This is a genomic window from Bacillus sp. JZ39 (assembly GCF_053903145.1).
In genome coordinates, this window is sequence record NZ_CP096389.1 from 239,357 (window position 1) to 265,093 (window position 25,737).

23 protein-coding genes and 1 pseudogene are annotated in these 25,737 nt (G+C 46.9%); 17 read left to right on the forward strand and 7 right to left on the reverse strand.

Annotation, left to right across the window (positions count from 1 at the left end; translation table 11 throughout):
- The first annotated feature begins 48 nt into the window (after nt 1-48).
- The 6 genes and pseudogenes from pssA (at nt 49) to trhO (ending at nt 3,574) form a co-directional block, all read left to right on the forward strand.
- Entirely contained in the window at nt 49-582 is a 534-nt protein-coding gene (pssA, locus tag M1D65_RS01330) for a CDP-diacylglycerol--serine O-phosphatidyltransferase (RefSeq protein ID WP_038827915.1), read from the forward strand.
- Nucleotides 573-1,061, forward strand: coding sequence for a DedA family protein (locus M1D65_RS01335; protein ID WP_003234861.1), 489 nt, complete (start codon nt 573-575; stop codon nt 1,059-1,061). The genes pssA and M1D65_RS01335 overlap by 10 nt, the downstream gene beginning before the upstream one ends.
- On the forward strand, nt 1,054-1,845 hold the full coding sequence (locus M1D65_RS01340; RefSeq protein ID WP_003234858.1) for a phosphatidylserine decarboxylase: 792 nt from the start codon (nt 1,054-1,056) through the stop codon (nt 1,843-1,845). Before M1D65_RS01335 ends, M1D65_RS01340 begins: the two co-directional genes overlap by 8 nt.
- Nucleotides 1,846-1,899: 54 nt before the next feature.
- A complete protein-coding gene (locus M1D65_RS01345; RefSeq protein WP_021481898.1) occupies nt 1,900-2,178 on the forward strand; it encodes a hypothetical protein in 279 nt (92 codons plus the stop codon).
- 86 nt (nt 2,179-2,264) lie between these two features.
- Nucleotides 2,265-2,357, forward strand: a pseudogene (locus M1D65_RS01350) (hypothetical protein); the annotation flags it as partial.
- 248 nt (nt 2,358-2,605) lie between these two features.
- Nucleotides 2,606-3,574 carry an oxygen-dependent tRNA uridine(34) hydroxylase TrhO gene (gene trhO, locus M1D65_RS01355; RefSeq protein ID WP_032724818.1) on the forward strand — a complete coding sequence of 323 codons (969 nt, stop codon included), beginning with the start codon at nt 2,606-2,608 and terminating at the stop codon, nt 3,572-3,574.
- Nucleotides 3,575-3,609: 35 nt separating this feature from the next.
- Here trhO and gltP read toward each other — a convergent pair whose 3' ends face one another.
- The 3 genes from gltP to nagB all read right to left on the reverse strand — a co-directional run bounded on the left by gltP (nt 3,610) and on the right by nagB (nt 7,664).
- Nucleotides 3,610-4,854 carry a glutamate-aspartate/proton symporter GltP gene (gene gltP, locus M1D65_RS01360; protein ID WP_014478694.1) on the reverse strand — a complete coding sequence of 415 codons (1,245 nt, stop codon included), beginning with the start codon at nt 4,852-4,854 and terminating at the stop codon, nt 3,610-3,612.
- Nucleotides 4,855-4,998: 144 nt separating this feature from the next.
- Entirely contained in the window at nt 4,999-6,894 is a 1,896-nt protein-coding gene (gene ptsG, locus M1D65_RS01365; RefSeq protein WP_456270731.1) for a glucose-specific PTS transporter subunit IIBC, read from the reverse strand.
- A 20-nt stretch (nt 6,895-6,914) separates the two neighbouring features.
- Nucleotides 6,915-7,664: a glucosamine-6-phosphate deaminase gene (nagB, locus tag M1D65_RS01370; protein WP_153257208.1), complete on the reverse strand. Its 750-nt coding sequence runs from the start codon at nt 7,662-7,664 to the stop codon at nt 6,915-6,917.
- Nucleotides 7,665-7,882: 218 nt separating this feature from the next.
- Between nagB and gamR the strand changes: the two genes are divergently transcribed.
- The 3 genes from gamR to M1D65_RS01385 all read left to right on the forward strand — a co-directional run bounded on the left by gamR (nt 7,883) and on the right by M1D65_RS01385 (nt 10,179).
- The gene (gene gamR / locus M1D65_RS01375; protein ID WP_003234841.1) at nt 7,883-8,590 is read left to right on the forward strand and encodes a transcriptional regulator GamR; all 708 of its coding nucleotides are present in this window, start codon (nt 7,883-7,885) and stop codon (nt 8,588-8,590) included.
- Between the two features lie 33 nt (nt 8,591-8,623).
- Nucleotides 8,624-8,899 carry a DUF1648 domain-containing protein gene (locus tag M1D65_RS01380; protein ID WP_064672058.1) on the forward strand — a complete coding sequence of 92 codons (276 nt, stop codon included), beginning with the start codon at nt 8,624-8,626 and terminating at the stop codon, nt 8,897-8,899.
- Between the two features lie 209 nt (nt 8,900-9,108).
- Nucleotides 9,109-10,179 (forward strand): branched-chain amino acid aminotransferase, encoded by a 1,071-nt coding sequence (locus M1D65_RS01385; protein WP_019712566.1) that lies wholly within the window; start codon nt 9,109-9,111, stop codon nt 10,177-10,179.
- Nucleotides 10,180-10,215: 36 nt separating this feature from the next.
- Here the strand turns inward: M1D65_RS01385 and mmuP are convergent, their stop codons facing one another.
- From mmuP to M1D65_RS01405, 4 genes are all read right to left on the reverse strand, one after another.
- Nucleotides 10,216-11,628 (reverse strand): S-methylmethionine permease, encoded by a 1,413-nt coding sequence (gene mmuP, locus M1D65_RS01390; RefSeq protein ID WP_064672057.1) that lies wholly within the window; start codon nt 11,626-11,628, stop codon nt 10,216-10,218.
- Nucleotides 11,629-11,747: 119 nt separating this feature from the next.
- Nucleotides 11,748-12,695 carry a homocysteine S-methyltransferase gene (gene mmuM, locus M1D65_RS01395; protein ID WP_456270732.1) on the reverse strand — a complete coding sequence of 316 codons (948 nt, stop codon included), beginning with the start codon at nt 12,693-12,695 and terminating at the stop codon, nt 11,748-11,750.
- A gap of 128 nt (nt 12,696-12,823) precedes the next feature.
- On the reverse strand, nt 12,824-14,260 hold the full coding sequence (locus M1D65_RS01400) for an alanine/glycine:cation symporter family protein (protein ID WP_021481887.1): 1,437 nt from the start codon (nt 14,258-14,260) through the stop codon (nt 12,824-12,826).
- A gap of 22 nt (nt 14,261-14,282) precedes the next feature.
- Nucleotides 14,283-15,266, reverse strand: coding sequence for a glutaminase (locus M1D65_RS01405; RefSeq protein WP_021481886.1), 984 nt, complete (start codon nt 15,264-15,266; stop codon nt 14,283-14,285).
- Nucleotides 15,267-15,567: 301 nt separating this feature from the next.
- Here M1D65_RS01405 and glnK point away from each other — a divergent pair, with 301 nt between their 5' ends.
- From glnK to garD, 8 genes are all read left to right on the forward strand, one after another.
- Entirely contained in the window at nt 15,568-16,800 is a 1,233-nt protein-coding gene (gene glnK / locus M1D65_RS01410) for a two-component system sensor histidine kinase GlnK (protein WP_072692859.1), read from the forward strand.
- 10 nt (nt 16,801-16,810) lie between these two features.
- Nucleotides 16,811-17,755 carry a glutamine utilization two-component system response regulator GlnL gene (gene glnL, locus M1D65_RS01415; RefSeq protein ID WP_085186686.1) on the forward strand — a complete coding sequence of 315 codons (945 nt, stop codon included), beginning with the start codon at nt 16,811-16,813 and terminating at the stop codon, nt 17,753-17,755.
- Between the two features lie 227 nt (nt 17,756-17,982).
- Complete coding sequence (kdgD, locus tag M1D65_RS01420) at nt 17,983-18,909, forward strand: 5-dehydro-4-deoxyglucarate dehydratase (RefSeq protein WP_003246372.1); 927 nt, start codon at nt 17,983-17,985, stop codon at nt 18,907-18,909.
- 29 nt (nt 18,910-18,938) lie between these two features.
- Nucleotides 18,939-20,405 (forward strand): alpha-ketoglutaric semialdehyde dehydrogenase GucD, encoded by a 1,467-nt coding sequence (gene gucD / locus M1D65_RS01425; RefSeq protein ID WP_456270320.1) that lies wholly within the window; start codon nt 18,939-18,941, stop codon nt 20,403-20,405.
- 84 nt (nt 20,406-20,489) lie between these two features.
- Nucleotides 20,490-21,857: a glucarate transporter GudP gene (gudP, locus tag M1D65_RS01430; RefSeq protein ID WP_003234818.1), complete on the forward strand. Its 1,368-nt coding sequence runs from the start codon at nt 20,490-20,492 to the stop codon at nt 21,855-21,857.
- 36 nt (nt 21,858-21,893) lie between these two features.
- Nucleotides 21,894-23,261 (forward strand): glucarate dehydratase, encoded by a 1,368-nt coding sequence (gudD, locus tag M1D65_RS01435; RefSeq protein ID WP_032724840.1) that lies wholly within the window; start codon nt 21,894-21,896, stop codon nt 23,259-23,261.
- A gap of 69 nt (nt 23,262-23,330) precedes the next feature.
- On the forward strand, nt 23,331-24,032 hold the full coding sequence (locus M1D65_RS01440) for a FadR/GntR family transcriptional regulator (RefSeq protein ID WP_003234813.1): 702 nt from the start codon (nt 23,331-23,333) through the stop codon (nt 24,030-24,032).
- Nucleotides 24,033-24,122: 90 nt separating this feature from the next.
- The gene (gene garD / locus M1D65_RS01445; protein WP_217018693.1) at nt 24,123-25,655 is read left to right on the forward strand and encodes a galactarate dehydratase; all 1,533 of its coding nucleotides are present in this window, start codon (nt 24,123-24,125) and stop codon (nt 25,653-25,655) included.
- Nucleotides 25,656-25,737: the final 82 nt, after the last annotated feature.

The window sequence follows — 25,737 nt, forward strand, 5'->3', positions numbered from 1 at the left end:
ATCGTCAAATAATATAGATGGTTTTACAATTGGAGGTTTGGTTACACTGTGAATTACATCCCCTGTATGATTACGATAGGAAACTTCATTTGCGGATTGCTGGCGATTCATTCCTTGCTATATCACAACATTCATTCAGCAGTGCTTTTTATTTTTACAGGCATGTTCCTTGATTTCTTTGACGGGATGGCTGCTCGTAAGCTGAATGCCGTTTCTGATATGGGGAGAGAACTGGATTCGTTTGCCGATCTGGTTACGTTTGGGGTGGCTCCTGCTATGCTTGCTTACAGTGTCGCGTTGTATACCCTGCCATTTATCGGGATCTTATGCGCATTGACGTACAGCATTTGCGGAATGCTTCGCCTCTCTAAATTTAACATTGAACAAAGCAAGCTCCCGACGTTTATCGGTATGCCGATTCCGTTTGCGGGCATGTGTCTCGTTATTTTAAGCTTTACCTATAACCCGATCCTTCTGGCAATCGGCACTTGCGGACTTTCATATTTGATGGTGAGTAAAATAAAATTCCCTCATTTTAAAAAACATGCGGCAGAAAACCTGGAGTCTGGGAGATGGAATTAGTTCAGCAGCTCATAGCGGATTACGGTTATCTCGCTATTTTTTTGATGCTGGTATTAGGAATTGTAGGATTGCCGATTCCAGATGAAGTGATGATGACCGTTGTTGGCTATTTCACGCATACCGATGTATTGAATTATGAGCTTTCGATATTGATTAGTTTTGTCGGGGCTTTGTTAGGTATGCTGATCAGCTACATGATTGGCAGAAAAGCCGGACGCCCGTTTATCGACAAGTACGGCAAGTGGGTCGGCTTAAAAGAAAAAAGAATGATGAAAGTGGAAAAATGGATGAAGAAATACGGTCCATATTCTCTTATTTTAGGTTATTTTATTCCCGGCGTCAGACATGTGACGTGCTACTTTTCGGGGATCGGCAAAATGGATCTGAAAACGTATGTTGCGTTTGCGGCAATCGGCGCCTTTTTATGGTGCTTTGTTTTTATTACAATCGGAAGGGTTATAGGGATTATTCATGTTTAATACGGCTGTAAAGATTCTGTATCGATCATTGATAGAGCTGACGAATCATCGTCTGTCATCCTATCTGATTAAAGGATTTTGCGAGTCAAAAATCAGCAAACCGGTCATTCCGCTTTTCTCAAAACATTTTCGGCTGAATTGGGATGATGTGGACGGTACGGCTGCTGATTACGGATCGCTGTCTGAATTGTTTATTCGACAAATAAATCTGGAGCGGCGCCCTGTGTCAAAAGAGGCGCATGCGGTGGTCAGCCCTGTTGACGGTGTGGTTCAGACGGTAGGAATCATCAACCCGAATCAAACCTTTACGGTGAAGGGAAAAGATTACTCATTCGCTGAACTCACCGGCTGTAAAAGCGCAGACCATCAATACAACGGCGGATACTTCGTCGTGCTGTATCTAAGCCCGAGGCATTATCACCGTTTCCATTCTCCGATCAGCTGCAGGTATCAAAAGCTGGCCGAGCTCGGAAATCGCTCATACCCGGTAAATCAACTAGGCTTAAAATACGGGAAAGATGTGCTGTCGAAAAATTATCGGTTTGTGTACGAGCTGAATAGCGGCAGCCGAAATGTCCTGATGATTCCTGTCGGCGCGATGAATATTAATTCTATCGTGCAGACGAGCACCCGTGCTGAATTGGAGATCGGCGAAGAGCTGGGATACTTTTCATTTGGCTCAACCGTCATTTTGATTTTTGAAAAAGACGCGTTCCAGCCGTCCGCCCATTTAGCAGAAGGCCAAGAAGTCCAAGTCGGAGAACTGATAGGTTACGAAGAGTAAGAAGAGGAGCTTGCATAAACGCAGCGCCTCTTTTTTTGAAGAAAGGTGAGATTCATGGAGAAACAAATCATCAGCTGGATTACAGATTATCAGAACACCGGAGATGAAGCCGTCCTGCGGCAAGTGCGAGAAGTATGCTGGCCGATCGTTGAAGCGGTTTTGCAAGAGAAGGCAATAGATGATGAACAAGCGAACAATTTGCGCGAAAAAGGAATCGAGCGGTTTCCATTCATCATCAGCAAATACCAAGCGGATGTGCAGCTTCCGGTTGAGACATTTTTACGAAATACGTATCGGTTTTACTTTCATCAGGTGATGAGAGAATCCAGCTAAAGCTTCTTTCAACAGAGAAGCTTTTTTTGTTGGCAGGAAAAGGAAACTTTTTCTATATCTATCTCGTAATGACTAGAGAACCTAATTGGGGATTCACAGAAGAGCAGATGATCCTTAAGGAACAATATGACGGTGTCATTTGGCTGGAGCATATCACGCCGTCAGTCATTATCAAGTGAGCGGTGTCCCCTGTGCTATAACAGGTGGAGTTCACCTTTTGTTTGATAGTTTTCAGATAACTACATTGATTAGTAAATGAATGGAAAATACTTGTGTGCCGTGAGAAACCCTTGTGCCGCTTAGGTTTGTAAGAGCTTGGATATTTTTATCAGTCTGGGCGGATCTGTTCATCTTTGCGGCATTTTCCTGTATGATATAGTAAGAGTGTGCATAGCAACTAACTATAATTGAACAGGGTGTTTAAAACATGGAAAAACAATACAGAGTATTACTTTACTATAAATATGTTCCGATTGAAGATCCAGAGGCGTTTAGAGAGCAGCATCTGGCTTTTTGTAAGGAGCTTGGTTTGTTAGGCCGTATCCTTGTTTCTTCTGAAGGAATTAACGGTACGGTATCAGGTACGGTTGAACAGACTGAAAAATATATGGAAACAATGAAAGCTGATCCTCGTTTTGCGGACATGGTATTTAAAATTGATGAAGCAGAAGGCCATGCCTTCAAAAAAATCTTCGTCCGCCATAAAAAAGAGCTTGTAACGCTTCGTCTTGAAGATGATGTCGATCCGAACGAAACAACAGGCCAGCATTTGAAGCCTGCAGAATTTTATGAGAAGATGCAGGATCCAAACACAATTGTCATCGACGCGCGTAACGATTACGAGTATGACCTTGGCCATTTCAGAGGTGCGGTCCGTCCTGACATCGAAGCCTTCCGCGAATTACCTGAATGGATCGAAGAGCACAAAGATATGCTTGAAGGCAAAAAGATTTTAACGTACTGTACAGGCGGCGTACGCTGTGAAAAGTTCTCAGGATGGCTGGTGAAGCAAGGCTTTGAAGATGTAGCACAGCTTGACGGCGGAATCGTGACATACGGAAAAGATCCAGAGGTGCAAGGCAAGCTTTGGGACGGCCAGTGCTACGTATTTGATGAAAGAATCAGCGTGCCTGTCAACCGTGTCGAGCATGTGATTGTCGGCAAGGACTACTTTACAGGAGAACCGTGTGAGCGTTATGTGAACTGCGCAAATCCATCTTGCAATAAAAAAATGATATGCACACCGGAAAATGAGTATAAATATATGCGCAGCTGCAGCCACGAATGCCGCACGAACCCAAGAAACCTGTATGTGAAAGAGCATAATATGACAGAAGAAGAAGTAAACGCAAGACTGGCAGCGATTGAAACAGGAGATCACGCTGCTGCTGAATAATAAAAAGAACACCTCGGATTGAGGTGTTCTTTTTTCTATATGCTTTCAGTTTGGCTGTTTGCGGAAACCCATTCTTTTTGGCGGAAGGCCTTTTCCCATTTTGATACCACGATACAGGCGATCGCATGTCCCGGTACGTTCACGCCTGTTCTCGCCATGTCCATGACGCGGTCAACACCCGCGATAATGGCAACGCCTTCAGCCGGCAGTCCTACAGCATTGGCAGTCGCCAGAAGAACTACAAGCGATCCTGAGGGTACAGCTGCAATGCCTTTACTGGTCATCACAAGCACAAGCATCATGAGCAGCTGCTGGGACAATGTCATGTCTACTTGAAAGGCCTGTGCGAGAAAGATACAAGAAACCGATAAATATAAGCTGGAGCCGTCACAGTTCAATGACAAGCCGGAGGGAACGACAAATGATACCACTCGTTTGGGACAGCCGTATTTCTCCATTCTATCCATCAGCTGAGGGAGAATGGTTTCAGTGCTGGTGGTGGAAAATGCAATTAAAAACAGATCCCATATCATTTTCAATACTTCGAAATACTTAATCTGAAAGATGAGACCGACAAGCGGAAAGAGGACAAAGAGGATCAGGAACAGGCCAAGGAATACGGTGCCAACCAGCTTAAACATAGGGAGGAGGAGTTCAATGCCATATTGGCCTACAGAAGCAGCCATCAGGGCTAACACGCCGATAGGAGCAGTGACCATGACGATTTGCGTGAGCTTGAACATAATCTGAGCTGTAGATTCAAAAAACTTCATTACTGGTTCAGAAGCTTTGCCGATACCAGCTGCGGCGACACCAAATAAAATGGCGAAGAAAATAACGGCAAGCAAATCATTTCTGGCCATGACATCAATAATGTTTGTAGGGATAATATCCAGGACCATTTGCTTGAAATCAACAACTTTGTCTGTGTAGCCGGAAAGTTCATGAATATCTTTTTTTGCCAAATGGGAGAGGTCAAGCCCGACACCTGGTTTTAAGACATTCGCTAATAAAAGTCCAAGCCCTAATACCAACGTTGTAATCACTTCGAACCAAATGATCGTCTTGATGCCGAGACTGCCCATTTTTTTCATGCTTCCGCTTCCTGCGGCTCCAATGACAATGGTAGAAAACACAATCGGCACAACAATCATTTTAATCAGGCGGATAAATCCATCTCCGACAGGTCTCAGTGCCATCCCGAAATCAGGAAAAAAGTGGCCGATCACTGCGCCGACAGCCAAAGCGATTAAAATTTGAAACGCGATTAATTTTTTCAAATGAATCCCCCTTTAGAACGATAGAATGTAGGCATATTCATATCATTCGTGATTCAAATGCAAACACCTTTTTTCAAGTTATTTTATTTTGATAGCGCTTTCATTATGTTGGCGAAAAAGTCCCCCGCAGCAGGGGGGACTTTTTTACTTCATTTGAATGTGCTTTAGATCTTCTTCAGAGGTATTTGTGAAAATAACCGGTGTTATGGCTGAAGCGGCATGCTGCTTGATGTAATCGAGATCAAAGGTGAGAAGCAGTTCGCCTTGTTTGACGGCTTGTCCGCTTGTGACATGTGCTTCAAAGCCTTCCCCATTCAGTTTGACGGTATCAACGCCGACATGAATCAGGATTTCAGTACCGCCGGCGCTCATAAAGCCGATGGCGTGTTTTGTCGGAAAAATCGAGACGATCTCGCCGTCCGCAGGTGCAACGACTTTTCCTTCTGATGGTATAATCGCAAATCCCTCGCCCATCATTTTTTCTGAAAAGACTTGATCAGGCACATCCCCTAAAGAGACTGTTTCTCCTTTAATCGGATAGATAAAGGTCTCACCGGAATCGGGCTTCTGCGGTTTGTCAGTTACCGTGTCCAGCGCGGCGGCGGTGGCAGGGACGCCTCCGGCCATGATTGTTTTGATGTCGTCTTTTAAGGCATCGGACTTGGTTCCGAATATTGCCTGGAAGTTGTTGTTGACCTCCAGCACACCTACTGCACCAAGCCGTTTTAATTCATCCTTGCTGACTTGGCTTGGCTGATGAACGGTCACACGAAGCCTTGTGATACATGCATCCAGGTTAGCGATATTTTGCTGTCCGCCCAAGGCCTGCAGCACGTGAAAGGCAAGCTGGTCTTTTGCAACTGGAGCTTTCTCCTCATTCTGACCGTCTTCATCTGTCTCACGGCCGGGCGTTTTCAAATTCCATTTCAGAATCGCAAATCGGAACAAATAATAATAAATGAAAGCAAACACGATCCCGATAGGAATGACAACCCAGCCATTTGTAGACAGTCCGTAGTTCAAGACGTAGTCAATTCCGCCGCCTGAGAACGTATAGCCGTGGCGGACATGGAATAAATCACAAACGACAAAGATGACGCCGGCAAGAATAGAGTTAATCAAATAGAGCACGGGCGCAACGAACAAGAAAGAAAACTCAACCGGTTCTGTAATTCCGGTCAGCATAGATGTGAGCGCCGCAGAAATCATCACGCCGGAGATCATTTTTTTCTTTTCCGGACGCGCGGTATGGATAATGGCAAGAGCAACGGCCGGCAGACAGAAAATCATGTAAGGGAAATCCCCCATCATAAAGCGCCCGGCTGTCGGGTCTCCCGCGAAAAACCTTGTCAGGTCGCCGGTTACGGTGTTGCCTGTTGATGGGTCTGTGTATTCTCCCATCATAAAATAGAAAGGCGTATAAAAAATATGATGCAGGCCAAAAGGAATCAGCAAACGATAGATCGTTGCATAAAAGAACAGTCCGACTGTTGAATCGGCAATTAAACTGCTGGCTGCGTTAATTCCGTTTTGGATCAGCGGCCAAACGAATGAGAAAATGACACCGATCACCAATGAACTGACGGAAGTAATAATCGGGACAAAGCGTTTTCCAGAGAAAAATCCAAGGACCGGATGCAGCTCGATTGATGAAAACCGCTTATATAAATAGGCGGCGAGAAGCCCGATAATGATTCCTCCGAAAACCCCCATATCAATCAGGTGCTCGGCTCCTTCATACGGAGGCTGAAGGCCGAGTAATTTTCCCATATTGTCGAGGGTGACGGTTAAAATTAAGTATCCGATGACAGCGGCAAGTCCGGCTACACCTTCTCCGCCGGCTAATCCGATCGCGACCCCCACGGCGAAAATCAGCGGGAGATTATCGAATACAACGCCGCCCGCATCCTTTATAATAGGAATGTTCAGTAAATCCTTGTCTCCGAAACGGAGCAAAAGACCTGCTGCCGGCAGGACGGCAACCGGAGTCATCAACGCGCGGCCAAGCTGCTGCAGAATTTGAAATGCCTTTTTAAACATGACAGTCTCCTTTTATTGTGTTATGAGAATGATGCACTCTTTAATTTTTGAGCTGCTTTATAATCGGCGATAACGGTTACATGATTGTGTTTTTGAAGAATGGAGGCTGGTACTTCTGTCGTGACAGGACCTTCAGCCATCTTTTGAATGGCGTCTGCTTTTTCCTCGCCGCTTGCTAAAAGCACAATATGTTTGCTGAATTCCATGATGGTTTTAATGCCCATTGAAATCGCGAGTCTCGGCACCAGCACCGGATCGCCGCCGAAGAATCTGGCATTTGCCTGTATCGTGCTTTCCGAGAGCTTCACAACACGTGTCCGGTCTTCAAAATCAGATCCCGGTTCATTAAAACCGATATGGCCATTGGCGCCGATGCCGAGAATTTGGACATCAATGCCTCCCGCTTGGCGGATGAGATCCTCGTATACTTTGCATTCCGCCTCAAGCTGCGGGTTGTCTCCTTGCGGGATATGAATATGATCAGGCTGCATATTGATATGCTGAAATAGATGCTCATGCATAAAGTGGTTATAACTTTGCGGATGAGATGGAGAGAGACCAGCGTATTCATCCAAATTAAATGTAGTAACCTTTGAAAAATCAATTTTGCCTGCCTGATAGTCTGAAATCAACTGCTTATACAAGCCGACCGGTGTGCTCCCTGTTGCCAGGCCGAGAACGGCATCTCTCTTAGCTTGTATTTGTTCTTTAATAATGGCAGCGCTTAACTTACAGAGTTCTTCGTAGTGCTCGGCGATCAGAATCTTCATGTGACACCCCCTCAAAGAGATAGACAAGCACCATATTTGTTATGACCAATTTATGATACTTGTCATTACGAATTTAGCACCACCATTATTAAACTGTCAATATTAATTTCTGAAAATTTGTTATAAAAGAAGGATACAAATCTTTCATATTGGGATGGCAAATGGTATTATGGTCTCAATGAAAAAGAACGGATTGCATACAGAATGGGGAGAATGAAATGACAGCTTTATATTCTGTTATCAAGTTTAAAATCATTGAGTTAATTAAATCGGGCAAATATCAGGCGAATGATCAGCTGCCGACAGAGAGTGAGTTTTGCGAACAATATGATGTCAGCAGAACAACTGTGAGACTGGCTCTGCAGCAGCTAGAGCTTGAGGGATATATTAAAAGAATTCAAGGAAAAGGGACATTTGTATCGGCGGCAAAAATACAAACGCCGATTCCGCATAAGATTACGAGCTTTGCAGAACAAATGAGAGGCCTTCGTTCTGAATCAAAAGTGCTTGAGCTTGTGGTGATTCCTGCCGATCACTCCATTGCCGAGCTTTTGAAAATGAAAGAGAATGAACCTGTCAACAAGCTTGTCAGAGTCAGATACGCAGAGGGGGAACCTTTGCAGTATCATACCTCATATATTCCCTGGAAGGCGGCACCGGGGCTGGCGCAGGAGGAATGCACCGGCTCGCTGTTTGAATTGTTAAGGACAAAATACAATATTGAAATCAGCAGGGGCACGGAATCGATCGAACCGATTTTAACGGATGAAACGATCAGCGGCCACTTATTAACCAATGTCGGAGCGCCTGCGTTTTTATCAGAATCCCTTACCTATGATAAAAATGAAGAAGTGGTGGAATATGCGCAAATTATTACCCGGGGAGACCGAACGAAATTCACCGTAGAACAGTCATATCATTCATAAAGCAATGTGTTTTAAGAAGGGAATGGTGGTTCTATGTTTTTATTGACGAATGGAAAAGTGCTGTGGGGAGCAGTGATTGCTGCATTCATCCTTTCAATTGTATTTTACCCTTCTCTGCCGACGCAGATGCCGATTCATTATGATGTTGCGAACAGTCCGAATCTGACGGTTAACAAGCTGGCGGGGACTGTGATGCTGCCTGTTTTGATGGTGGTGTTTGCATGGGCGCGGAAGATCAATTGGCAATTAGTGTTCGCAGTGTATATTTTGCTGATTTGCCACATTGTCGTCCTTTGTTTAGCGGTCTAAATCAAACAGCCAGAATAAAACTGGCTGTTTTTCTTTAATTTCAGCTTCATCTGACAATGAATGTGGTGTATAATAGCTGATGATCCTAAAGAATATTCTGAAATTTATAGGTGTGAAGCGGCGTATTATTAAAGGAAAGGCTGTATACTTTTTGCAGCTTTAAAAAGACTGAATATTTAAACAATTATGTGAAAGGTGTGCTGATTAGATTGAATAAGCTTATTGAACGAGAAAAAACTGTATATTATAAGGAAAAGCCCGACCCGTCTTCCTTGGGGTTTGGACAATATTTTACAGATTATATGTTTGTGATGGACTACGAAGAGGGGATTGGATGGCATCATCCGAGAATTGCGCCGTACGCACCGCTTACGCTTGATCCGTCTTCATCTGTTTTTCATTACGGCCAGGCTGTTTTTGAAGGGTTAAAAGCATACAGAACAGAGGATGGCAGGGTGCTCCTGTTCCGTCCGGATCAAAATATCAAACGGCTGAACAGATCGTGTGAGCGCATGAGCATGCCCCCTTTAGACGAAGAGCTGGTGCTTGAGGCATTGACGCAATTAGTTGAACTTGAGAAAGATTGGGTTCCAAAGAAAAAAGGAACGTCACTGTATATTCGTCCTTTTGTCATTGCCACAGAACCGAGTCTCGGTGTGAAGGCATCCAGGAGCTATACATTTATGATCGTGCTTTCGCCTGTCGGCTCCTATTATGGCGACGATCAGCTGAAGCCGGTTAGAATCTATGTCGAAGATGAGTATGTGCGGGCGGTCAACGGCGGAGTCGGATTTGCAAAAACGGCTGGAAACTATGCCGCCAGTCTTCAGGCACAGCGGAAAGCGAATGAGCTGGGCTATGACCAGGTGTTGTGGCTGGACGCCATTGAAAAGAAATATGTGGAAGAAGTAGGGAGCATGAACATCTTTTTCGTCATAAACGGGGAAGCTGTCACACCTGCTTTAAGCGGAAGCATTTTAAGCGGGGTGACACGTGCGTCTGCGATTGAACTGATTCGAAGCTGGGGCATTCCGGTTCGTGAAGAGAGAATATCGATTGATGAGGTGTATGCGGCCTCTGCACGCGGAGAATTGACAGAGGTCTTCGGCACAGGCACGGCAGCAGTCGTTACGCCTGTCGGTGAACTCAATATTCATGGAAAAACGGTGATTGTAGGCGACGGGCAAATCGGGGACCTCTCGAAAAAGCTGTATGAAACGATAACAGATATTCAGCTTGGCAAGGTGAAAGGCCCGTTTAACTGGACAGTGGAAGTGTGAAAACTGAAAAAGAACCTGCCCGGAGGCAGGTTCTTTTTATTTTGAATGAGTCATATCAGCAGCCGGCTGGCTTTTGCGGTTTTTTACATAATATATTGCATAGCAAATGGCCATAAATGGAACGCCGCAATAGAGTGCGATTCTTTGATTCGGATCAAAGGCAATGCCAACGACGGAAGCCAGGCATAACAGGAACGCGGCAATCGGCACGAACGGATACAAAGGGGTTCTGTATTTCAAATCAGTAACCTTGTTTCCCGCTTCGATATAACGTTTTCTGAACATGAATTGAGAAGCAGCGATTCCCATCCACACGACAACGACGGCAAAACCGGAAATCGACACGAGCACAACGTATACAGTGTCTGGCGCAAATACGCTGGACAGCAACGACAGAATGCCGCCGATCATGCTGAACACCAGCGCGTTAAAAGGGGTTCCTTTTGACGTCAGCTTTGCAAATGTCGGATGAAGCGTTTTTTCTTTTGATAAAGACCACAGCATCCGGGAAGAAGCGTAGAGTCCGGAATTAGCCGCTGACAGGATCGCTGTCAGGATAACAAAGTTCATGATATCGGCTGCGTATGGTACACCGACTCTGTCAAAGACAGCGACAAACGGGCTTTTGATGACATCTGCATCTTGAATCGGAATCAGCCCTGACAGCACAAAAATTGTTCCGACAAAGAAGAGTGAGAGACGCCAGACCGTTGTTTTAATCGCTTTTGGTATTGTCTTGTCAGGATCAACGCTTTCACCGGCTGCGATTCCGATTAGTTCCGTTCCCGAAAAGGCAAAATTAACGGACAGCATCGTCATCAAAATCGGGACAAATCCATTTGGAAAAAGCCCGCCTTCCGCCATGAAGTTGGACAGCATCGGAGCGGCTTCTCCGCCTTTGATCGGGATGATGCCGAACATGGCAGAGCCGCCTAAAAGAATAAATAATACAATGGCTAATACTTTGATGCTGGAAAACCAAAATTCTGTTTCGGCGAAAAACTTGACCGAAAATGCGTTAAGCAAGAAAATGAACAGCGCAAAGACGGCACTCCACATCCAAACCGATGTATGGGGAAACCAGCGCTGCATTAACAGGCCGGCTGCTGTGAATTCTGATCCCAATGCCACGGTCCATGTCAGCCAGTACAGCCAAGCGACCGTAAATCCGGTGCCCGGCCCTATGTATTTAGCTGCATAGGTGTGAAAGGCGCCGGTCACAGGCATGGCGACTGACAGCTCACCGAGGCAGAGCATGACCAGATAGACGATGCCGGCACCGACTAAGTAGGCGAGTATCGTTCCGGCCGGGCCTGCTTGCTGAATGGTATAACCTGAGCTTAAAAACAGCCCGGTTCCGATGACACCTCCCAAGGAAAGCATAAAGAGGTGCCGGCTTTTCATACTTCTCTGAAAGGTTGTCTCATTCTTGTTGTGGGCAGAGTTCATCTTTTTCCAACTTTCTATCAGCGATTTATTTCCTCCTAATAAAAAATCTCATGTCAGAAAGTGACACGAGACTCCGGCGAACCGGCTTTAAGTTAGAATATACAAACTATTCCGATAAGTCAAGTTGTTTTTAAAGAGCGGGCCCAAGCCGCAAATTCTTGAATATTTTCGGGTTTTGTCCGGCAGCAGCCGCCAATCAGCCTCGCTCCTTTTTCATGCCAGGTGCGGGCGCTCGCCCCGTAAGATTCTGCGCATGCTGCGCCGTTCCATGTTTTTGTTTCCGGATCATATTGCTCACCTGAATTCGGGTAGACAATGATCGGTTTTGACGTGTTCTTTTTTAACTCCTCTATCAAGGAAGGGATATGCTGAAGCGGCGTGCAGTTGATGCCGAGTGCTGCAATTTGGCGGTGTTCATCAAGCCATGATGCGCAGTCAGCTGCAGGTGTTCCGTCACTGATATGCAGGCCGTCTTTAGCACTGAAGCTGATCCATGCATACGTTTCAGGAAATTCCTTCAACAGCCGAACAATCGCTTTGGCTTCAGTCAGACACGGAATCGTTTCGCATGCCAAAACATCAGCTCCGGCTTCAATCAGCGCCTTCATCCGGGGGCGATGAAATTCAATCAGTTCATCTTCTGATATTGCGTAGTTGCCGCGATACTCAGACCCGTCTGCAAGATAAGCGCCATAAGGGCCTATAGAAGCCGCAATGATCGGTTTTGGCCGATTCAAACGGTTCTCTTCAAGCGACCAAAATTCATCACGTGCTTCAGCTGCGATGCTGACGGACAACTCGATGAGCCGGCGTGCTTCCGCTTCGCTCAGCCCGCGTGCGGCAAAGCCTTCAAATGTAGACTGATAGCTGGCAGTGATTGCACAATCGGCGCCTGCCGCGAAATAATCAGTATGTACTTGTTTAATCAGATTTGGCTCTTCCATCAGGATTTTTGCCGACCACAGACTGTCATTCAAATTACAGCCCTTGCGTTCAAGCTCGGTCGCCATGGCGCCGTCTAGCACAATAAGCGGGTATGTATCTAATATGTGTTGGATAGGATTCATAGAATGTACCGATGCCTTCTTTCAGATTTTTTTGAAAAAGATATGAAAATCGTAATGGAGGCTTACGTGTTTGTCAATAAACGCAAAAAGAGAAAGGTGTTCAGCCCATATGTCTGAACACCCTTTTCTTATGATATTTGTTTGTTGTGCGTGTCAGTCTTTGTGTCTGAAACCGGCCAGCACTCAATGCCATTATGGTTTTTGAGCACATCTTTATAAAAGACCGGATCCTTGCCTGCTTTCTTCTGGCGTGTATAGTCTTTCAGCGCCGTAAAAACGACCTTTGATAGTAAGAAAATCGCGATTAAATTCACGACGACCATCAAACCCATGAACAAATCAGCAAGATCCCAGACGAGCTGGACTTTGGCAACACAGCCAAACACGATCATTGCCAGCACGCCGATACGGTAGACAAAAATCAGTTTTTTGCTTTTGTTCAAAAAGCCGATATTGGTTTCGCCATAATAATAGTTTCCAATTAGAGCACAGAATCCGAATAACAAAATCAGAATCGCGAGAAAGCCTGATGCCCATGATCCGACATGGGAGCTGAGGGAGGCTTGTGTCAAGGCGATTCCGCTCAGACCCGGAGTATGATAGGCATCCGAAAATAGGATGATAAAGGCGGTGCTTGTACAAATGACCAGTGTATCTGTCAGTACACCAAAAGCTTGGATCAGCCCCTGTTTGACGGGATGGCTTGTTGTGGCGGTGGCAGCGGCATTCGGTGCGCTTCCCATTCCCGCTTCGTTTGAAAAGATTCCCCGTCTGACGCCTTGCATGAGTGCCGCGCCCAAAGCCCCGCCGGCGGCCTGGTCAAAACCAAACGCATTTTTCACGATTAGCGCAAGCACACCTGGCAGCTGCGTAATGTTGGAGAAAATGACGAAAAACGCAACTCCGATATACAGGACAGCCAATACGACGACAATGGATTCAGCCAGCTTTGCAATGCGCTTGACTCCGCCAAAAATAATCGTGCCGAATACAGCAATTAAAATGAGTCCCAATGTCAGGCGGTTTGTGCCAAACGCGTTTTCAAAGGCAAGGCTGACTGTATTGGATTGAACCGAGTTGAAGACGATACCGAACGATAAGGTGATTAACACAGCGAACAGCGCGCCCATCCACCTTTTGTTCAGCCCTTTTTCCATGTAATACGCCGGCCCGCCGCGGAAGCCGTTTACATCTTTTACTTTATAAATCTGAGCCAGTGTGCTTTCCACAAAGCTGGATGCTGATCCGATAATAGCGATAATCCACATCCAGAAGATTGCACCGGGCCCGCCGAGTGCAATGGCGATGGCAATGCCCGTAATATTTCCCGTTCCGACACGGGCCGCCATGCTGATGCAAAAGGCTTGAAACGGAGAAATGCTGTTTTTTGACCGGGAAGCAGCACCTTCTCTTAATACCCTGACCATTTCTTTCAGCATGCGAACCTGTAAAAACTTAAGCCTGAACGTAAAATAGATTCCCAGAGAAAGGAGCAAAACAATTAATAGCTTTGACCACAAAAGATCATTTGCAATACCGACGATATGTTCCAGGATTTGCTGCATACAATCACCTCTTTTTTCATGTTTAAAAAATGCTGAGCTCCCACTCCTGCGCCATATGCTTCAGCAGCATACCGCCAGTGAGGCTGTTGCCGTATTCATCAATGGCAGGCCCGTAAATGCCGATGCCGCATCCGGATTGAAAAGGCTGTTCTCTTCTGGCACTTGGAGGAACCAGCGCCATGATGCCACCGGAGACGCCGCTTTTGGCCGGCACGCCGACAAACGCCGCATATTTGCCTGAAGCGTTGTACATGCCGCACGTCAGCATTAATGCCTTGGCCAATTTTGCCACATCTTTTGGAATCACCTGCTCGCGTCGAATCGGATGATACCCGTCATGAGCAAGGATCAGGCCGATCAACGCAATGTCTTCTGTGGTGCTCTCCATAGCGCATTGCTTCAAGTACACCTCAAGTGTTTCTTCTACGTCAGCTTCTAAAAAGTTTGTTTCTTTTAAATAGTAGGCCAGCGCTCTGTTGCGGTGGGCGGTTTCCCATTCAGAACGGAATACTTCTTCATGAATTCTTGGCCGTTTTCCTATCAAAGTTTCCATCACCGAGTAAAGAAACTCGAGCTTTTCGTATGCCGATTCTCCGGGAAGGATCGAAGCGATGGTGAGGGCACCCGCGTTGATCATGGGATTGAAGGGCTTTCCCGGCTTGTTGATTTCGAGCCGAATGATTGAATTAAAGGCGTCACCTGTCGGCTCGACATCTACGCGGTCAAGCACATAGGGAATGCCGCGGCTCATGCAGGCGGCAATAAAGCTAATCACTTTTGAAATGCTTTGCAGGGTAAAAGAGACGTTCCAGTCGCCGGCGTGTATCATCGTTCCATCAGGCTCCAATACACAGATGCCGAGCTGTGAATCATTGACTTTTCCTAAAGCGGGGATATAGTTTGCGCTTTGTCCATTGGCGGCAAAAGGGCGATAGTATTCAACCCAATCATGAAGCTGTAACGCCGTGTTTATGTCTTTCTGGTGCTCTTTTATCAATTCTTTCATCGAATTCCTCCTCACTGATTTTTTTCTTAAAGGACTGAGGTGTATCAAAACGAAGGCTAAAGGGGCGTTAAACGCTTTCATAATAGCGGAAGGTATAATTACTGTATAATGGAGACTACAGAATCATACAAAATACGACAAAAACATTTTGAAAATAAGCAGTAAGATTTATAAAAACCTCATGTTCTGGGTCAAAAGCAATTTGCAGGTTTTCTCCCGATTCCCCAAAATTAAAAGCGAGGATGTGATCAACATAAAACTGGAACGGTTTATTGAAAAAGACGGATATATATTGGCCCTCATGCTGATTACGGTGCCGCTGGCCGGTGAACTGAAATTTTATCCCCTCAATGAAGAATTCCGGGTCAGCTTTGGGGCACCGGTTTTTTTCTTCTTTTTATCATTGTTGCGGCATGTGCCCGCTGTGTTGCCGGGTTTTCTGACTGGAGCGGCTGTTTTCATCTTTCGCGTCTTTCTGGAATTATGGGGCGGAGGACACAATGGACTGACTCCGATTCTGTATGATCAAGCGTCTGGCTTTTTCTTTTATATGACTTACGCCTGTCTGTTTTCCATATTAAAGGCCAATCGTTTCCGTGAACGGCCGATTATGCTCGGTTTCATTGGGTTTATGATTGAAGTTGTGTCAGATTGTGTCGAGCTGGCTGTGCAATTTCTCATTTTTCATACGGTTGTCACGCCTGAGAAAATCACTGACATTGCGGTGATTGCGATTTCTCACACATTTATTGTGATGAGCTTTTATAGTGTGCTGAAGCTATATGAAACACAATCGAGAGAAAAACAGACAAGGCAGCAGCACGAGCACATGCTGATGATCGTTTCCAATTTATATGAAGAAACGGTGCACCTAAAAAAGACATTGAAAACGACAGAGAAAGTGACAAACGATTCGTATCAGCTCTATCGGGAAATGAAGGGCAAGGATGTTCAGCTGAGCGGCAGAATCCTGAGACTGGCCGGAGAAATTCATGAAGTGAAAAAGGACAACCAGCGGATATTCGCAGGGCTTTCAAAACTGATTTCGAATGAGAGTTTGAGAGATTATATGAGGGCTTCTGATTTGCTGCAGCTCGTGATTCGAATGAATGAAAAGTACGCTGAAGCACTAGGGAAGCAGATTGATTTTTACTGCTCGATCGAGGGAGAGCATGACGAATATCACGTATTTATCGTGCTTTCGATCATTAATAATCTAACAGCAAATGCGGTAGAGGCTATGGATGAAGAGGGAATGGTCAGCCTGAGGCTCCGTAAGCCAAATGAGAGTATGGTAGAATTCCAGGTGGAAGACAATGGCCCCGGGATTTCCGAGAAAATCGGAGACATTGTGTTTGACCCGGGCTTTACTTCAAAATATGACGAATTTGGCACGCCTTCTACAGGTATCGGACTTTCCTACGTAAAGGAAATCGTGACAGAGCTAGAAGGGGATATCACGTTTGATAATCAGCAGCGGGGAGTGGTGTTTGCCATCAGGCTGCCTGTCCGGCATTTGATTCAGAAAGGGTGAACCGAAAGCTATGCGTTTTTTTATTGCAGATGATGACCGTGCGGTGCGGTCAATTTTAAGGCAGATCATTGAGGACGAAGATCTCGGGGAAGCTGCTGGTGAAGCTGACGACGGAAGCCAAGTGGAAGGGCATATGCTGCAATTTAAGCAGATTGATATTTTATTAATCGATCTGTTAATGCCCGGAAGAGATGGCATTGAGACGATTCGTCAGATCCAGAATACGTACTCCGGCAAAATTGTAATGATCTCTCAAGTGGAGGCGAAGGAAATGGTCGGGGAAGCGTACTCGCTCGGCATCGAATATTTTATCCATAAGCCGATTAACCGCATTGAAATTGTCACGGTTCTCCAAAAGGTGAAGGAGCGGATCGAGCTTGAACACTCGATTGGAGCCATTCAGCATTCTCTAAGCCGGCTTGTCAATCGGACTGAACGGAAAGCGCGTCCCCAGCAGAAGAGTGACAGCGGTTTAAAAGAGGCAGGAACATTCCTGTTGTCCGAGCTGGGCATGATGGGAGAAGGCGGCGCACATGATCTCATGGCGGTCCTGCAGTATTTAGCAGAACACGAGCAATCCGAGCCGCACGAAAAACAAAGCCCTTCGCTAAAACAAATATTCACCCAAGTAGCGGTACGGAAGCTGGGAGCAGGGGCCTCACAGACGGAAGTCAATCGCGAAATGAAAGCCTCGGAGCAGCGTATCCGCAGAGCGATTATTCATTCGCTGCACCATTTTGCTTCATTGGGCACAACTGATTTTTCGAATCCAAAATTTGAAACCTATGCATCGAAATTCTTTGATTTTCCGGTTGTCAGCCAGAAAATGAAAGAACTCCAATCCAAGGATGCAAAACCCCTTGCACCTGCTAGAATAAATATGAAAAAATTCATCCACGTGTTTTTTTTGGAAGCAAAGCTTTTGCATGAGACGATGAAACAAAGAAGGATATAAACTAAACAGCCGGCTGACCAGGCTGTTTTTTTGCTGCGCAGAATCCCGGCCGGACAGTGATTTTCCGCTTTTTTATAAAATATCAGAAAATAAAGATATTGACTTATTGTTTATTTGTCTTACAATTAAACAAAAGGATATATGGGGAAGGAGCGGATGTGAAAGAAAAATTAATAAAAGCGCTTACAGATAGAGGCTGTATACACAAATAACAGGAGGTTATGTTGATGAGCCGTATCAGAAAAGCACCCGCTGGAATTTTAGGTTTTCCGGTTGCTCCTTTTAACACACAAGGAAAACTGGAGGAAGAAGCTCTTTTTCAAAACATTGAGTTTTTGCTGAATGAGGGCTTGGAAGCCATTTTTATCGCTTGCGGGTCTGGTGAATTCCAATCTCTCAGCCAGAAGGAATATGAGCAAATGGTGGAAGTCGCAGTCTCGGCAGCCGGAGGAAAGGTGCCGGTCTACACGGGGGTGGGCGGCAACCTCAGCACAGCGCTTGATTGGGCGCAGCTGTCGGAGAAAAAAGGCGCCGACGGCTACTTGATTCTGCCTCCGTATTTGGTGCATGGCGAACAGGAGGGGCTGTACCAGTATGCGAAAACGATTATTGAAAGCACTGACTTGAACGCGATTCTTTATCAGCGCGATAACGCAGTTCTCTCTGTTGAACAGATCAAACGTCTGACCGAATGTGAACAGCTTGTCGGTGTCAAAGACGGGGTAGGAAATATGGATTTGAATATCAACCTCGTCTATACGATCGGCGACCGCTTAGGATGGCTCAACGGAATGCCGATGGCTGAAGTGACGATGCCGGCTTATCTGCCGATCGGGTTCCACTCTTACTCTTCAGCGATTTCAAATTATATCCCGCATATTTCGCGAATGTTCTATGATGCATTGAAAAACGGAAATGACGAGCTTGTGAAGGAACTCTATCGGCATGTGATTCTGCCGATCAACGACATTCGCAAACAACGAAAAGGCTACGCCGTATCCTTGATTAAAGCCGGTATGGAAATCATGGGTTTGAATGTAAGGAATACAGCCAGACCGCCTGTCGGCCCGGTTGAAAAAGATCATTATCAGCAATTGGAAGCAATTTTGAAGCAGGCGGCTGACCGTTTTCCGAAAAAAGCCGCGACGGTTTGACCAGAAAAAACACGAAAGGGGCAATGGGCATGTCTGTGATCACGGAACAAAACACGTACCTCAACTTTATTAACGGAGAGTGGGTTAAGTCTCAATCAGGCGATATGGTCAAGGTCGAAAACCCTGCCGATGTGAATGATATTGTCGGATATGTACAGAATTCAACGGCTGAAGATGTGGAACGTGCCGTCGCCGCCGCCAATGAAGCCAAAACGGCTTGGAGAAAGCTGACGGGTGCCGAGCGCGGCCAATACTTATACAAAACAGCGGATATCATGGAGCAGCGCTTGGAGGAAATCGCCGCCTGTGCAACGCGTGAAATGGGTAAAACATTGCCGGAAGCGAAGGGAGAAACAGCCCGGGGGATTGCCATTCTGCGCTATTACGCCGGAGAGGGCATGCGAAAAACGGGTGACGTCATTCCGTCTACTGACAAAGACGCGCTCATGTTTACCACCCGTGTTCCGCTCGGTGTGGTCGGCGTGATTTCTCCGTGGAACTTCCCAGTGGCGATTCCGATTTGGAAAATGGCGCCGGCATTGGTATACGGCAATACCGTTGTCATCAAACCGGCGACAGAAACAGCTGTGACATGCGCAAAGATCATTGCCTGCTTTGAGGAAGCGGGGCTCCCGGCAGGGGTCATCAATTTGGTGACAGGCCCGGGTTCTGTTGTCGGGCAGGGGCTTGCTGAGCATGACGGTGTAAACGCCGTTACGTTTACCGGTTCAAATCAAGTCGGAAAAATCATCGGGCAAGCCGCTTTAGCGAGGGGAGCCAAGTACCAGCTTGAGATGGGCGGCAAAAACCCTGTCATCGTAGTTGATGACGCTGACCTTGAAGCTGCGGCTGAAGCTGTCATAACGGGGGCCTTTCGTTCAACCGGCCAGAAATGCACCGCGACAAGCCGTGTCATTGTACAAAGCGGAATTTATGAGCGCTTTAAAGAAAAACTGCTCCAGCGTACAAAAGATATTACAATCGGAGACAGCTTAAAAGAGGATGTCTGGATGGGACCGATTGCCAGCAAGAATCAGCTTGATAACTGCCTGTCATACATTGAGAAAGGCAAACAGGAGGGGGCTTCCCTTTTAATAGGAGGAGAAAAGCTGGAGAACGGAAAGTATCAAAACGGCTATTATGTTCAGCCTGCCATCTTTGACAATGTGACATCTGAGATGACAATTGCCCAGGAGGAAATCTTCGGTCCGGTGATCGCCTTGATCAGGGTGGACTCGATGGAGGAGGCGCTGAACATTGCCAATGATGTGAAGTTCGGTTTAAGTGCATCCATCTTCACGGAAAACATCGGCCGAATGCTTTCTTTCATTGATGAAATCGATGCCGGACTGGTTCGGATCAATGCAGAAAGCGCAGGTGTTGAGCTGCAGGCGCCTTTTGGCGGCATGAAGCAGTCGAGCTCCCACTCCCGAGAACAGGGTGAGGCAGCGAAGGACTTTTTCACAGCGATCAAAACCGTTTTTGTGAAGCCGTAATGGTGCTGGAAAGAGGCATGCGTCTCTTTCCCAGCTTTATCACAGCCAGCATATGATTCTCTACTTTGAAAAGGAGAAGATACTATGAAAAAAGACTTTGCGAGTGTTACACCGGCGGGCAAAAAAACGTCCGTGCGCTGGTTTATCGTGTTTATGCTGTTTCTTGTGACCTCTATTAACTACGCGGATCGAGCGACGCTTTCCATCACCGGAGATTCCGTCCAGCACGATTTGGGATTGGACTCGGTCGCCATGGGATATGTCTTTTCTGCCTTTGGCTGGGCCTATGTCATCGGACAGCTTCCGGGCGGCTGGCTGCTGGACCGTTTTGGTTCAAAGACTATCATTGCGTTAAGCATCTTTTTCTGGTCGTTTTTTACGCTGCTGCAAGGGGCGATTGGCTTTTTCTCCGCCGGCACAGCGATTATCCTGCTGTTTGCACTGCGTTTTCTGGTTGGTTTATCAGAAGCGCCTTCATTTCCCGGAAACGGCAGAGTTGTTGCCTCATGGTTTCCAAGCTCCGAGCGCGGGACAGCTTCAGCCTTTTTTAATTCAGCACAATACTTCGCAATCGTCATTTTTTCTCCTTTAATGGGCTGGCTTACCCACTCTTTCGGCTGGCATTCCGTTTTCGTTGTCATGGGTATTGCAGGCATTCTTCTGGCTGTCATCTGGCTAAAAACGGTGTATGAACCGAAAAAACATCCGAAGGTTAATGAAGCTGAGCTTGCGTACATCGAACAGGGCGGCGGGCTGATTTCCATGGATGACAGTAAAAGCAAACAAGAAACAGAATCGAAATGGCCGTATATCAAACAGCTGTTAACGAACCGCATGCTGATTGGTGTGTACATCGCGCAATACTGTATTACGACTCTCACCTATTTCTTTCTCACATGGTTTCCGGTATATTTGGTTCAGGCCCGCGGCATGTCTATTCTTGAAGCTGGGTTTGTCGCTTCCCTGCCGGCGCTGTGCGGATTTGCCGGCGGCGTCCTTGGGGGCATTGTGTCAGACATCTTGCTCAAAAAAGGCCGTTCACTGACCTTTGCAAGAAAAGTGCCAATCATTGCCGGCATGCTGCTGTCTTGCAGTATGATTGTCTGCAACTATACAGATTCAGCGTGGCTTGTCGTTGTTATTATGTCGCTCGCGTTTTTCGGAAAAGGCTTCGGCGCATTGGGCTGGGCTGTCGTGTCGGACACGTCTCCGAAAGAATGTGCAGGATTAAGCGGCGGTTTGTTCAACACTTTCGGCAATATTGCCTCGATTACAACACCGATTATTATCGGATACATTGTTAATGCCACTGGATCTTTTAATGGCGCGCTTGTGTTTGTCGGCGCTAACGCGATTGCGGCGATCCTCAGCTATTTGCTGCTGGTCGGGCCGATCAAACGGGTCGTGTTAAAGAAACAAGAACAAGACCCCGATCAATCATTGCCTGTCTAATATTTATGAAAGCGCTTTATAAAGGGAGGAAAATGCATGAGTTCACCGATACAAGAGCAGGTTCAAAAAGAGAAAAGATCGAATATTCCCTCAATTACTGAAATGAAGGTGATTCCTGTTGCGGGACATGACAGCATGCTGCTGAATCTAAGCGGAGCGCACAGCCCGTTTTTTACCCGGAATATCGTAATCTTAACGGACAGCAGCGGAAATCAGGGAGTCGGCGAGGTGCCTGGCGGAGAGCATATTCGCCGCACACTGGAGCTGTCAGAGCCGCTTGTTGTCGGAAAATCTATCGGTGCGTACCAAGCGATATTGCAAACGGTCAGAAAGCAGTTTGGCGATCAGGACAGGGGAGGGCGAGGAAACCAGACGTTTGATTTGCGCACCACTGTGCACGCCGTCACCGCACTGGAAGCGGCTTTGTTAGATTTGCTTGGAAAGTTTCTTCAGGAACCGGTCGCGACTTTGCTGGGCGAAGGGAAGCAGCGTGATGAAGTAAAAATGCTCGGTTACCTCTTTTATATCGGCGACCGAAAGCGGACGACCTTGCCGTATCAAAGCGATGAGCAGTCAGATTGTGCGTGGTTCCGTCTGCGCCATGAGGAAGCGCTGACTCCGGAGGCCATTGTGCGTCTTGCCGAATCCGCACAGGAGCGCTATGGCTTTCAGGATTTCAAATTGAAAGGCGGGGTGCTGCGGGGAGAAGAGGAAATCGAAGCTGTTACCGCATTATCGAAACGTTTTCCAGAGGCAAGGATCACTCTTGATCCGAACGGGGCATGGTCATTAGAGGAAGCTATTGCATTATGCAAAGGAAAGCAAGATGTGCTCGCGTATGCGGAAGATCCGTGCGGGGATGAGAATGGCTACTCCGCTCGTGAAGTAATGGCTGAATTCCGCCGCGCGACAGGGCTTCCGACTGCGACAAATATGATTGCGACTGACTGGCGGGAAATGGGTCACGCGATTCAGCTCCACGCGGTCGATATACCGCTGGCTGATCCGCATTTTTGGACGATGCAAGGGTCGGTGCGGGTTGCGCAAATGTGCCATGATTGGGGTTTGACATGGGGCTCGCATTCCAACAACCACTTTGATATTTCCCTTGCGATGTTTACCCATGTGGCAGCAGCGGCTCCGGGGCGGATCACGGCGATTGATACCCATTGGATCTGGCAGGACGGGCAGCGATTAACGAAACAGCCTTTTGAGATTTCTTCTGGCTGTGTCAAGGTGCCGGATAAGCCTGGACTAGGCGTCGATATTGATATGGAACAAGTGGAAAAAGCGCATGAGATCTATCGGAAAATGAATTTAGGCGCACGGAATGACGCGATCCCAATGCAGTTTCTGATCAGCAACTGGGAATTTGACCGGAAGCGCCCGTGTCTTGTGCGATAAGTTTGATTGTAAATATTGTCATATCCGCTATTTTGTCTTACAATTGAACAACTGAAGGGAGAGTTGTTCGTGTACGAAGGTTTAGAGGATTTGAAAGTCGATACAGTCAATCGGAAAACATTAGCCAAGCAGGTCATCGAACGGATTGTCCATTTATTATCGAGCGGACAGTTGAGGGCCGGAGACAAATTGCCGACAGAAATGGAACTGATGGACATTTTGCATGTCAGCAGGCCGGTGCTTCGGGAGGCACTCAGTTCACTTGAAACGCTGGGCGTCATTACGAGAAAAACACGAGGGGGCACATATTTCAACGATAAAATCGGCATGCAGCCGTTTTCCGTCATGCTTGCCTTGGCCACTGATAATCTTCCGGCTATCATTGAAGCACGGATGGCGCTAGAACTCGGACTCGTGACAATTGCCGCGGAAAAAATCAATGAGGAAGAGCTTCAGCGTTTGCAGAAGACGATCGACGATATTGCCAACAGCACTGACAATCTTTATGGTGAAGCGGATAAAGAGTTCCATCGAATTATTGCGTTAAGCGCCAATAACCCCGTCGTTGAAGGGATGATTCAGTCCCTGCTGATCACCCATGCGAAAATTGACAGCCAAATTCCGTACAGGGAGAGAGATGTAACGGTCGAATATCACAAAAAAATCTACGACGCCCTTGCCAAAAGAGATCCGTACAAAGCACATTACCACATGTATGAGCATCTGAAATTTGTCCGTGACAAAATTCTAAAAGGAATGGATGAAAAATAATGGTGAGCAACCGCAGTTGAAACGTAAGAGCTGCGGTTTTTTTAAACCAATTTAGAAAACGCTTACTAAAATATGAGGAGTGATTTTCATATGGCGATGAACCTCAGGAAGAACCAAGCCCGCCTTTACATCAAAGTGCATGAAATAGATAACACCGCGATTATTGTAAATGATGGAGGACTGCCAAAGGGCACTGTTTTCTCATGCGGGCTCGTACTTGAAGAGGATGTTCCTCAAGGCCATAAGGTGGCCCTCACCGATCTCAATCAAGGGGACGAGATCGTGCGTTACGGAGAGGTGATCGGATTTGCTGATGAGACGATCAAACGCGGGAGCTGGATACGGGAAGACCTCGTGAGAATGCCCGCTCCTCCGGCGTTAGACGATCTTCCTCTTGCAAATAGAGTGCCGCAGCCGCGGCCGTCTCTTGAAGGCTATACGTTTGAAGGATATCGAAATGCGGATGGCAGTACGGGGACAAAAAATATTCTCGGCATCACGACAAGTGTTCAATGTGTTGTTGGCGTTTTGGATTATGCAGTCAAACGAATAAAAGAAGAGCTGCTGCCGAAATACCCAAATGTCGATGACGTTGTGCCGCTGCATCATCAATACGGATGCGGCGTGGCGATCAATGCGCCCGACGCTGTCATTCCGATCCGCACGATTCAAAATCTTGCGAAGCATCCGAACTTCGGCGGAGAAGTAATGGTAATCGGATTGGGATGTGAAAAGCTCCTCCCGGAAAGAATTGCCTCCGAAAATGGTGATGACATTCTATCGCTCCAGGATCACCGAGGTTTTGCGGCGATGATTCAATCCATTTTGGAAATGGCGGAGGAACGGTTAATCAGGCTGAACAGCAGAACCCGGGTGTCATGCCCTGTTTCGGATCTGGTTATCGGCCTGCAATGCGGCGGCAGTGATGCGTTTTCCGGCGTGACGGCGAACCCTGCCGTGGGGTATGCGGCTGATTTATTGGTTCGCGCAGGTGCAACGGTTTTGTTTTCTGAAGTGACAGAGGTGCGGGATGCCATTCATTTATTAACGCCGCGGGCTGTCAGTGAAGAGGTCGGACAATCGCTGATCAAAGAGATGAAGTGGTATGACAGCTATCTTCGGCGGGGAGACGCAGACCGTAGCGCAAACCCGTCACCAGGCAATAAAAAAGGCGGATTATCCAATGTGGTGGAAAAAGCGTTAGGCTCGGTAGCGAAATCAGGCACAAGCCCCATCTCCGGCGTGCTCGGCCCTGGTGAAAGAGCAAAGCAAAAAGGCCTGCTGTTCGCGGCGACACCGGCAAGCGATTTTGTGTGCGGCACCCTGCAGCTGGCTGCGGGCATGAATCTGCAGGTGTTTACGACAGGGAGGGGAACACCATATGGCCTGGCTGCTGCGCCGGTGCTGAAAGTATCGACTCGGCATTCCTTATCAGAGCATTGGGCTGATTTAATCGATATCAATGCCGGCCGAATCGCGACAGGAGAGGCCAGTATCGAAGACGTAGGCTGGGAAATCTTCAGGACGATTTTGGATGTGGCAAGCGGCCGCAAACAAACGTGGGCAGACCGTTGGGGTCTTCATAATGATTTGTGCTTGTTTAATCCTGCTCCAGTGACTTGATTCATGTTTTTATAGCGGGGAGATGGAATATGCTGTAAAATGAAAATCAGCGTATAGGAAACGGAGGGGTTACAGCATGGCA

Coding starts and splice junctions, on each gene's coding strand:
- M1D65_RS01335 (WP_003234861.1), top strand. CDS start 573: ATGGAATTAGTTCAGCAGCTCATAGCGGATTACGGTTATCTCGCTATT.
- M1D65_RS01340 (WP_003234858.1), top strand. CDS start 1,054: ATGTTTAATACGGCTGTAAAGATTCTGTATCGATCATTGATAGAGCTG.
- M1D65_RS01345 (WP_021481898.1), top strand. CDS start 1,900: ATGGAGAAACAAATCATCAGCTGGATTACAGATTATCAGAACACCGGA.
- trhO (WP_032724818.1), top strand. CDS start 2,606: ATGGAAAAACAATACAGAGTATTACTTTACTATAAATATGTTCCGATT.
- ptsG (WP_456270731.1), bottom strand. CDS start 6,894: ATGTTTAAAAAGGCATTTCAAATTCTGCAGCAGCTTGGCCGCGCGTTG.
- nagB (WP_153257208.1), bottom strand. CDS start 7,664: ATGAAGATTCTGATCGCCGAGCACTACGAAGAACTCTGTAAGTTAAGC.
- gamR (WP_003234841.1), top strand. CDS start 7,883: ATGACAGCTTTATATTCTGTTATCAAGTTTAAAATCATTGAGTTAATT.
- M1D65_RS01380 (WP_064672058.1), top strand. CDS start 8,624: ATGTTTTTATTGACGAATGGAAAAGTGCTGTGGGGAGCAGTGATTGCT.
- mmuP (WP_064672057.1), bottom strand. CDS start 11,628: ATGAACTCTGCCCACAACAAGAATGAGACAACCTTTCAGAGAAGTATG.
- mmuM (WP_456270732.1), bottom strand. CDS start 12,695: ATGAATCCTATCCAACACATATTAGATACATACCCGCTTATTGTGCTA.
- M1D65_RS01400 (WP_021481887.1), bottom strand. CDS start 14,260: ATGCAGCAAATCCTGGAACATATCGTCGGTATTGCAAATGATCTTTTG.
- M1D65_RS01405 (WP_021481886.1), bottom strand. CDS start 15,266: ATGAAAGAATTGATAAAAGAGCACCAGAAAGACATAAACACGGCGTTA.
- glnK (WP_072692859.1), top strand. CDS start 15,568: ATGCTGATTACGGTGCCGCTGGCCGGTGAACTGAAATTTTATCCCCTC.
- glnL (WP_085186686.1), top strand. CDS start 16,811: ATGCGTTTTTTTATTGCAGATGATGACCGTGCGGTGCGGTCAATTTTA.
- kdgD (WP_003246372.1), top strand. CDS start 17,983: ATGAGCCGTATCAGAAAAGCACCCGCTGGAATTTTAGGTTTTCCGGTT.
- gucD (WP_456270320.1), top strand. CDS start 18,939: ATGTCTGTGATCACGGAACAAAACACGTACCTCAACTTTATTAACGGA.
- gudP (WP_003234818.1), top strand. CDS start 20,490: ATGAAAAAAGACTTTGCGAGTGTTACACCGGCGGGCAAAAAAACGTCC.
- gudD (WP_032724840.1), top strand. CDS start 21,894: ATGAGTTCACCGATACAAGAGCAGGTTCAAAAAGAGAAAAGATCGAAT.
- garD (WP_217018693.1), top strand. CDS start 24,123: ATGGCGATGAACCTCAGGAAGAACCAAGCCCGCCTTTACATCAAAGTG.